General features: G+C 68.7%; 2 protein-coding genes. Both read right to left on the bottom strand.

What is annotated here, in order from left to right; all coding sequences use genetic code 11:
- Positions 1 to 65: 65 nt before the first annotated feature.
- The gene (locus ACWF9G_RS34245; RefSeq protein WP_379303994.1) at positions 66 to 1,136 is read right to left on the bottom strand and encodes an enoyl-CoA hydratase/isomerase family protein; all 1,071 of its coding nucleotides are present in this window, start codon (positions 1,134 to 1,136) and stop codon (positions 66 to 68) included.
- Positions 1,133 to 2,272: an acyl-CoA dehydrogenase family protein gene (locus ACWF9G_RS34250; protein WP_379303996.1), complete on the bottom strand. Its 1,140-nt coding sequence runs from the start codon at positions 2,270 to 2,272 to the stop codon at positions 1,133 to 1,135. Before ACWF9G_RS34250 ends, ACWF9G_RS34245 begins: the two co-directional genes overlap by 4 nt.
- Positions 2,273 to 2,368 lie beyond the last annotated feature (96 nt).

Here is a 2,368-nt window from a genome sequence, read left to right on the forward strand (position 1 = left end):
CCGCACCAGATTCGCCGCCATGGGCGCGCCCATATGACCGAGCCCGAGGAAACCGATCTTCTTGGTCATCGCTGTGCCTCCTGTGTCGTCGCGCCGAGTTCCTTGTCGCCCAGTTCGGCGAAGTACGCCGCCACCTGCGCGTCGGTGACCTCGGCCAGGGTCGCGGGCTCCCACCGCGGAGTGCGGTCCTTGTCGATGACCTGGGCGCGGATCCCCTCGACCAGATCGTGCGAGCCGAGCGCGGCGATCGAGACCCGGTACTCCTGGTCCAGCACCGCCTCGAGGCTCGGCAGCTCCCGCGCGGCCCGCAACGACCGCAACGTGACCTTCAGCGCGACTGGCGATTTCGCCAGCAGATCGTCGGCCGCCTTGGTCGCCTCCGGGGAGTCGGCGGTCTGCAAGCGGGCCGCGATCTCCTCGACGGTGCCTGCGCTGTAGCAGGCATCGATCCAGCTCTGCTGCGCGAGCAGCTCTGAGGGTGGCGCCTGCTCGGCGACCGCCGCGATCGCCGCGTCGACGTCGGTGGTCCGCAGCGCGTCGAGCAGTGCCGGGAGTGCGGCGGACGGCACGTAGTGGTCGGCGAATCCAGCTGCGATCGCGTCGCCCGCGCTCATCCGCGTGGTGGTCAGCGCGACGTGGGTGCCGAGCTCGCCCGGTGCCCGCGAGAGCAGGTAGGTGCCGCCGACGTCGGGCACGAAACCGATACCGACCTCGGGCATCCCGACCCGGGAGCGTTCGGTGACGATGCGGTGGCTGCCGTGCCCGGACAAACCGACTCCGCCGCCCATCACGATGCCGTCCATGATCACCACGTACGGCTTGGGGTAGCGGCCGATGAGTGCGTTGAGGATGTACTCGTCGTGCCAGAACACCCCGGTCGGCGAATCGGCGCCCGCCGTACCGCCTTTCGCGTCGGCGTGGATGGCGACGATGTCACCGCCCGCGCACAATCCGCGCTCGCCCGCGCCGGTGACGACGACCGCGCGCACCGCGGTGTCGTCTGCCCACGCACGCAGCGCATCGGTGATGGCCAGTGCCATCGGATGATTCAGCGCGTTGATGGCCTTGGGCCGGTTCAGGGTGACGAGGCCGAGACCGTCCTCGACGGTGATCAGCACTTCGGGTTCGTCGGTCATGCCGCTCCTGTCAGCGTGCGGGCGACGACCACCCGCATGATTTCGTTGGTGCCCTCGAGGATCTGATGGACCCGCAGGTCGCGGACGATCTTCTCCAGGCCGTATTCGTGCAGGTAGCCGTAGCCGCCGTGCAATTGCAGCGCCTTGTTGGCGACCTCGAAGCCGGCGTCGGTGGCGAAACGCTTGGCCATCGCGCACAGTTCGACCTTGTCCGGCGCCCCGGCGTCGAGCGCGGCCGCGGCCCGCCACAGCAGGGTCCGTGCCGCTTCCAGCTCGGTGCGCATGTCGGCCAGGTCGAACTGCAGGGCCTCGTTGCGCGCCAGCGGCTTGCCGAAGGCGTGCCGTTCGGCCAGATACGGCACGGTCTTGTCCAGTGCGGCCTGCGCGCCGCCGACCGAGCAGGCCGCGATATTGAGCCTGCCGCCGTTGAGCCCGTTCATCGCGATCGCGAATCCGTCGCCCTCGGCGCCGAGCCGGTTGGCCACCGGTACGCGCGCGTCCTCCAGGATCACCTGGCGTGTCGGCTGTGCGTTCCAGCCCATCTTGCGCTCGTTCGGTCCCACGGTCAGGCCGGGTGTGTCGGCCGGGACGATCAGCGCCGAGATGCCGCGCGCGCCTTCCTGACCGGTGCGCACCATCATCACGTACACATCGTTGGCGCCCGCACCGGAGATGAACTGCTTGGCGCCGGTGAGGATGTAGTCGTCCCCGTCCCGAACGGCCTTGGTACTCAAGGCCGCCGCATCGGAACCGACACCCGGCTCGGTGAGCGCGTAGCTGCCGAGCAGTTCCATCGAGGCCATCCCGGGCACCCAGCGGTGACGCTGTTCTTCGGTGCCGAAAGCGTCGATCATCCAGGTCGCCATGTTGTGGATCGAGATGTAGGCCGCCACCGCAGGACACCCGGTGGCCAGCTCTTCGAAGATCCGCACGGCGTCGAGCCTGCGCAACTGCGAACCGCCGACGTCCTCGCGCACATAGATGCCGCCCAAGCCGACCGGGCCTGCCTTGCGGAGCACGTCTACCGGGAAGTGTTTGCGCTCATCCCATTCCAGCGCGTTCGGCGCGAGGAATTCGTCGGCGAACTGGCGCGCGGTCTCACCGATCGCGCGCTCGTCGTCGTTGAGTGTGAACACGGCCGGTCAGTCCATCGTCGGGATGACGAAGGCGTTGGACTCCTTCAGCCCGGCAGGCCAGCGCTGGGTCACCGTCTTGGTCTTGGTGTAGAAGCG

The sequence above is a fragment of the Nocardia sp. NPDC055029 genome (assembly GCF_053608525.1).